Annotated in this window: 9 protein-coding genes; 5 read left to right on the forward strand and 4 right to left on the reverse strand. The window is 49.6% G+C overall.

Annotation, left to right across the window (positions count from 1 at the left end; all coding sequences use genetic code 11):
* Both LUQ50_RS14110 and LUQ50_RS14115 read right to left on the reverse strand, forming a co-directional pair.
* Nucleotides 1-710: ATP phosphoribosyltransferase regulatory subunit (locus LUQ50_RS14110; protein ID WP_300040767.1), on the reverse strand; the 710-nt coding region annotated here is incomplete at its 3' end.
* 8 nt (nucleotides 711-718) lie between these two features.
* Entirely contained in the window at nucleotides 719-1066 is a 348-nt protein-coding gene (locus LUQ50_RS14115; protein ID WP_300040769.1) for an ABC transporter permease, read from the reverse strand.
* Nucleotides 1067-1081: 15 nt separating this feature from the next.
* On the opposite strand from LUQ50_RS14115, the gene larB reads away from it, so the two are divergent.
* From larB to LUQ50_RS14135, 4 genes are read left to right on the forward strand one after another with little or no spacing between them, the layout of a single operon-like run.
* On the forward strand, nucleotides 1082-1864 hold the full coding sequence (larB, locus tag LUQ50_RS14120; protein ID WP_300040770.1) for a nickel pincer cofactor biosynthesis protein LarB: 783 nt from the start codon (nucleotides 1082-1084) through the stop codon (nucleotides 1862-1864).
* Nucleotides 1861-2409 carry a nicotinamide-nucleotide adenylyltransferase gene (locus tag LUQ50_RS14125; protein WP_300040771.1) on the forward strand — a complete coding sequence of 183 codons (549 nt, stop codon included), beginning with the start codon at nucleotides 1861-1863 and terminating at the stop codon, nucleotides 2407-2409. Before larB ends, LUQ50_RS14125 begins: the two co-directional genes overlap by 4 nt.
* Nucleotides 2402-3703, forward strand: a complete 1302-nt coding sequence (locus LUQ50_RS14130; protein WP_300040772.1) for a hypothetical protein — start codon at nucleotides 2402-2404, stop codon at nucleotides 3701-3703. The genes LUQ50_RS14125 and LUQ50_RS14130 overlap by 8 nt, the downstream gene beginning before the upstream one ends.
* The gene (locus LUQ50_RS14135) at nucleotides 3700-3963 is read left to right on the forward strand and encodes a hypothetical protein (protein WP_300040773.1); all 264 of its coding nucleotides are present in this window, start codon (nucleotides 3700-3702) and stop codon (nucleotides 3961-3963) included. Before LUQ50_RS14130 ends, LUQ50_RS14135 begins: the two co-directional genes overlap by 4 nt.
* Before the next feature lie 24 nt (nucleotides 3964-3987).
* On the opposite strand, the gene LUQ50_RS14140 is transcribed toward LUQ50_RS14135, so the two are convergent.
* Nucleotides 3988-5418, reverse strand: a complete 1431-nt coding sequence (locus tag LUQ50_RS14140) for a cobyric acid synthase (protein WP_367279021.1) — start codon at nucleotides 5416-5418, stop codon at nucleotides 3988-3990.
* Nucleotides 5419-5558: 140 nt separating this feature from the next.
* Between LUQ50_RS14140 and yciH the strand changes: the two genes are divergently transcribed.
* A complete protein-coding gene (yciH, locus tag LUQ50_RS14145; protein ID WP_300040775.1) occupies nucleotides 5559-5864 on the forward strand; it encodes a stress response translation initiation inhibitor YciH in 306 nt (101 codons plus the stop codon).
* A 20-nt stretch (nucleotides 5865-5884) separates the two neighbouring features.
* Here the strand turns inward: yciH and LUQ50_RS14150 are convergent.
* The coding region (locus LUQ50_RS14150) for a Zn-ribbon containing protein (RefSeq protein ID WP_300040776.1) at nucleotides 5885-6126 on the reverse strand (242 nt) is incomplete at its 5' end.

Consider the following 6126-nt stretch of genomic DNA (forward strand, 5'->3'; position numbering starts at 1 on the left):
ATATCAAAAGTCTCCCTGATACGGTCAGCCTCCGGGATCTCTCCAATGACTGCAAATACTTCTTCGAGACTCCGGGAATTGATAAGTTGATTCAGCGGAGAAGCCAGATCACTCCTGCCTATCCCGGTCAGAAATCCTGCAGCTGCATCGGTGTCCCGTTTATCCAGAAATGATCTGACCTTTTTCTGGTCTTCAACAGCAAGATCCCGGAGCAGTGTCCGCATGAAAGAGAGATGCCCGATCTTCAGAACGAATTTCACACCTGAAGATTTGAGCAGATCATCAGCTACCATGATCACCTCGGCATCTGCCATTGCTGAGTCCGCTCCGATCAGTTCGATTCCGAACTGCCAGAACTGTCGGTATCGTCCTTTCTGGGGACGTTCATACCGGTAGCAGTCTGCATAATAACACCACTTGATCGGTTTTGTCAGGGAACGTCCTTCGTTGACAAAGGTCCTGAGCACCGGAGCGGTGAGTTCGGGTCTGAGTGCGAGCGATCTGCCTCCTTTGTCTTCAAAGACATACATCTCATCGATGATCCCTTCACCTGACCGGATGGTAAAGAGTTCGAGTTCTTCAAACGTGGGTGTTGAAACTTCGCGGTACCCCCAGGTCCGGGCTTTTGCCCGCATACGTGCTTCGATCTCCCTGCGTTGCTCCATCTCATCAGGGAGCATATCCCGTGTTCCTCGTGGTCTGCTCAGCATGAATACCTCTATGACTGCCGCCTGATGGGCGCTTTTCCGAGTGCCCGCTCAAAAACAGGCTCGTTGGTAAAGACCTGTTCCCGTTTCTCCTGTCCCTGAAGCCAGAGCCCCAGCAGGACAATTCCCACGCCGAGTATATCGGCTGAGGGAAAGAGCAGTATTTCTCCTGCTCCGGCAGTAGCGATCGCGGTGTGTAACACTCCTATCCAGGCCGCTTTCCGGTACCCGGGCAGGCCGGTCCTCATATAGATCCTGATATCACGCAGCCAGAGAAAGAGACCGGCGGCTGCACCGAAGATGGCGATATAGAAGAGATAACTCACCACAATGAACCTATTATGTAATCTTTGACTCATATCTTACTATCTTATATGGAACCAGATGGCGGGTTGCGGGATCTTCTGGAACGGGTCCGGAGTGGGGTATTATCCCTTGATGAGGCTGAACAGAAGATTCATGACCGGAGTGCAGGCCATATCGGATCAATCGCCAATCTGGATCTTGATCGGGTGGGTCGGTGTGGAATACCTGAAGTGGTCCTTGCTGAGGGTAAAGATCCTGCACATCTGCTCGTAATTGCAGAAGCGTATGCACGCCGTGCTGGCCGGTGTGTTATTACCCGGCTCGATCCACAAATTGTTCCGGCTTTACAGGAGATCACCGGGAGGCTTGGCATCGCGTGTGAATATTCGCCTGAAGGCAGGGTGATGGTGCTTGCCGGATCCCCGCGTGTGCCTGAAACGGGGGGAATCATCGGGATCATTACCGCGGGAACGTCTGATATCAGGGTTGCAGAAGAAGCACGGGTTATTGCTGAAGAGATGGGATGTACAGTACATACTGCGTATGATGTCGGTGTCGCCGGTATACACCGGCTCTTTCCGGTACTTGAGCAGATGAAAGACTGCCATGCATTTGTGGTGGCGGCCGGCAGGGAAGGAACCCTGCCGGCAGTGGTTGCCGGACTGATGAACCAGCCGGTTATCGGGGTACCGGTCTCAACCGGGTATGGGTATATGGGGAAGGGTGAAGCAGCCCTTGCCAGTATGCTGCAGTCCTGTTCTGTTCTGACCGTGGTAAATATTGATGCCGGGTTTGTAGCAGGAGCGTTTGCAGCCAGGATTGCAAATCTGGTGGCAGGAGGAAGAACGTGAAACGGGCATTTTATATCGGCAGGTTTCAACCGTTCCACAATGGGCATCTGACAGTTATTGATCGGATCATCAGAGAGGCTGATGAACTGATCATCGGAATCGGGAGTGCCCAGCTCAGTCATGATCTTGAGAACCCGTTCACTGCCGGAGAACGGGTATTGATGATAACCCGTGCTTTGGAAGGGTTAAGTAAGCCATATTATGTCATCCCTATTGAAGACATCCAGCGAAATTCCCTCTGGGTAGCCCACATCATCTCGATGACTCCCCCGTTTGAGACCATATATACCAGTAATCCACTTGTGATTCGGCTCTTTCGTGAGGCAGGGATGCCGGTCTTTTCTCCTACCCTGTTTGAACGCGAATCCCATTCCGGAACATCGATACGGCAACGAATGCGATCAGGTGAGTCATGGGAACATCTGGTTCCCCCGGCTGTGGTGAAAGTGATCTCCGAGATCCAGGGAATTGATCGGATCAGGGATCTGGACCGGAATGATAACGATCCTGAAACAGTGCAAACATCTGGGGCTGATCATGTTTAAACGAATTTCTGAATTATTCAAACCAAAGAAGACAGAACCGAAAAGCAGTCAGATCTCACTTGATGATCTACCTGCATGGCTGGACACTGAAGAGCAGGTGTGCCTTACTCTTCGATCAGAGCAGTTTAACGATTCACGGGAGATAATTGAGAAGTCACGGCAGGATATCATCCAGCTTCTGAAAGACTTTGGAGTTGAAGAGCCATCGTCAGAACTCGTCCACCCCAAGGTTGAGCAGGTGAACCGTCTCAACCTCCCCCAATTTAAGAAAAAGGTTGAAGATGCCCTTGCAGTTGAGTTTGCAGCAGATGATGAGGCCTACTATCAGCAGATTGCCGAGATGATCAATGGTTGTTTTAAGGCATACAAAGGTCCGGGCCGTTATCTTCATCATCTCTATGGGGATGAGGTTAAACTCTTCAGGCAGTTAATGGATCAGATCGGAAAAGAACTCAATTTATTAACAGAATCTATCAAAAATTCCCGGATACGCCTTGCAAGGATTCAGTCCGTGAGAGACGGGCTGCAGCAGTTGAGGAGTGCTGATGATGAACTGGCCAGCGCAGCGAGTATAAAGAAGGAGATGGATGATAAGAAGGCTGACCTGGAGAGGCGAATAGAGCAACTCTCCCGTGATAAGGAGAATCACCAGGCAAGCTCTGAATACCATGCCTATACCTCTGCACTGGCAGTGTTTGACGAAGAGAAGAAGAAGAGTCTGGAACTCTTTGAGACTCTTGATGCTCTTATTAGGACTGCGCTTCCGATCTGGCGGAGAGGCCTGCGAATTGCCCAGGATGAGAAGAAGAAAGATGAAGAGATACTTCTGGATCACCTGATCCAGACAGCGGTCCTGCAGCAGTATGAGGATCCTGAATTTACCCGACTGATCAGTTCCACATCAAGGATGTTGTTCAGATCAATTGATGATGAATCGATACCTTTGAAGAACTCGTTTGAAAAATCCCTCTTTGTGAGCGTGGAATCATATACTGACCAGATTACCGGAGCAGCCAGGGGGTGGTATACTCTTGAGCAACAATGTCAACAGCATCGCGATGAACTTGGGACTCATCCGGCATCAGTGGCGTATGTATCATTTGAATCAGGAATACTTGAAATTGAGCGGGAAATTAAACATGGTGATGAAGAGGCTGGCAAACTGACCGGGCGTGTACATCACCTTGAAAGGGAGAAGGAGAAGGCGGTCATTATCATCAGGGATGAGATGAAGGAACTCTCTGACGCTGCAATAACGGTTGCAGGGATTGAATCAGCAGATGGTGAGGAATGAGCAGGCCGGTCCGCACCCTTCCGGTACAGAAGGGACGGGTTGATTGCCTTCCTGAGAAGAGGGAAGATCTGGACCACTGCCGGTTTTGCGCCCATTCGGTCAGGTTCATGGTTGCAGGGAAGGAGATCCCATCACCTGCAAGGGCGTACTGCACCTTGCAACGGAACGCTGAGGAAGTGGACCTCACGAAGGTTGAATCAGTAATCTGTGATGACCTCTCTCATGAAGGGTTTCGCAGCATCATGAATATTATCGGATAATTCAGAATTTTCATCTCCTGCACGTTATCTGAAATACTTCAGAATTTCATCAAACCTGACATATCGCTCAAAGTGATCAGCAAGGGTCTCAAAGGGATCGACCTCTTCTTCTTTATGCGGGACCCAGGTCATTCCCTTCTTTTCGTACAGGTATGAAACCAGGGCAGTAACAGCCCCGGGGTTGGTAAACAGACCGTGAAGGTAGGTGCCGATGACCAGTCCGTCCGGAGAGACTGCTCCCTCACCCTCAAATGCTTCAGCGACTCCCGGATGTTCGGTCTCTCCCATATGTATCTCATATCCCGTCACTTCAGTAATCCGGGAAAGAATCGGGCCAATTCCTGATGATGTGCGGGTTACTTGGGTGGTAGTCTTTTCGTAATCCATAAACCGGGTTACTCCGGGAATGAGACTGATCCCTTCATACTCGCCTTTACATGATTCTACTCCTGAATCAGTAATTTGTGTACAGAGCATCTGATATCCCCCACAGATCCCGATGATCGGTACACCTCTGCGGTGAGCATCTTTGATCTGGTCACCAGTACCTGATGCCTGAACAACCTCAAGATCCTCGATGGTATTCTTTGTTCCCGGAATGATAACTGCATCATATCCCTGCAATGAGTTTCCAGGGGGTACATATGTGACCGAAGCATGCCGTTCGAGGAGCTCAAAATCGGTAAAGTTTGAGATTCGGGGAAGATGAATCACCGCGATTTTAATAGGATCTGCTCCGGCCCTTTTATCCTTCAGGGAGAGTGAATCTTCACTGGGGATGGCGATATCAGTTGATGGAACCAGACCGAGAACCGGAACTTTGCAGAGATCTTCGATGATCCCAATCCCCTCCTGAAAGAGCGCCAGGTCCCCCCTGAATTTATTGATGATGATGCCGCGTACCAGGGGTCTGATATCATCAGGTAGAAGTGCGATAGTGCCGTACACCTGGGCAAAGACTCCTCCCCGTTCGATATCAGCAACCAGGATGATTGGATACCTGAGGACGCGGGCGAGTCTGATATTGGCGATATCGCGGGAATAGAGGTTCACCTCTGCAGCTCCTCCCGCTCCTTCAATGACCAGATGTCCATATCGCTGTTGAAGCAGGTGGGCCGCTTCCATAGCAATCGTGAGGAGATGATCCGTCTCCTGATAATATGAGGAAGCCCTGACATCACGATATGGCTTTCCCATGAGTACGATCTGTGAGGTCTGATCTCCTTTAGGCTTGAGCAGGATTGGATTCATAGCGATCTCGGGGTCAAGCCCTGCTGCCATAGCCTGCATTGCCTGAGCTATCCCGATCTCACCCCCGTCATGGGTGACGTATGAGTTCAGACTCATGTTCTGGGATTTAAAGGGGGCATGCCTGATAGAGCGCCTCAAGAGAGATCTGCATATTGCGGTAACCACGGTACTTTTCCCGACATGAGAGGCAGTACCAAGAACCATGATAGACATGGATCATAGTTTAGATGAGCAGGGTATTAATCTTCCATGAAGCTGCGCATAGAAATCTCTATTATAGTTGGTTCTGATCCGATACCGGACAATAAAAAGGCTTTAATAACAAAACGGGAGATGGTATAGTAATGAATGGTGGTATTTGCTCCATTTGCGGGCTACCAAAAGAACTGTGTATTTGTGAAGAAGTTGCAAAAGAGCAGCAGAGAATCAATGTAAAGGTCAATAAACGTCGTTATGGGAAAGAAGTTACGGTGATCGAGGGGCTCGATCCGACTGACATCGATCTCGAAGACCTTTCCAAGTTCATGAAGAGTAAACTTGCCTGTGGAGGCACGGTGAAAGGTAACTCAATTGAACTGCAGGGAAACCATCGTGACCGAGTGATTGATCTGCTTGCCAGCAAAGGATATGCAGTGGACAATATCACATAACCGGGAATCTCCCGGACCTATCAGTGTTTTTTCTGTGATCTGATCATTGAGTGCAGATCAAGCCGGTAGTTACCGTCTTTCCCTACCTGAATCACTCGATCATCTGACTCAACTAGTCTGAGCAGGTTGAGATCATACTTTCCTGGTTCTATGATTCTGATGCTTTCAACCGATTCAGTGGTCAGTGGTTCTTCATCACCAGATAATGATTTTTTATTGTCGCAGGTGGGGGTTGCCGGGACTTTCTCACTCTCATGAACTC

The organism is Methanospirillum sp. (genome assembly GCF_028679455.1).
Lineage (GTDB): Archaea > Halobacteriota > Methanomicrobia > Methanomicrobiales > Methanospirillaceae > Methanospirillum.

Bases quoted from the DNA above. Each gene is read 5' to 3' on its own strand.
- LUQ50_RS14115 (WP_300040769.1), bottom strand. From the start codon at position 1,066: ATGAGTCAAAGATTACATAATAGGTTCATTGTGGTGAGTTATCTCTTC.
- larB (WP_300040770.1), top strand. From the start codon at position 1,082: ATGGAACCAGATGGCGGGTTGCGGGATCTTCTGGAACGGGTCCGGAGT.
- LUQ50_RS14130 (WP_300040772.1), top strand. From the start codon at position 2,402: ATGTTTAAACGAATTTCTGAATTATTCAAACCAAAGAAGACAGAACCG.
- LUQ50_RS14135 (WP_300040773.1), top strand. From the start codon at position 3,700: ATGAGCAGGCCGGTCCGCACCCTTCCGGTACAGAAGGGACGGGTTGAT.
- LUQ50_RS14140 (WP_367279021.1), bottom strand. From the start codon at position 5,418: ATGGTTCTTGGTACTGCCTCTCATGTCGGGAAAAGTACCGTGGTTACC.
- yciH (WP_300040775.1), top strand. From the start codon at position 5,559: ATGAATGGTGGTATTTGCTCCATTTGCGGGCTACCAAAAGAACTGTGT.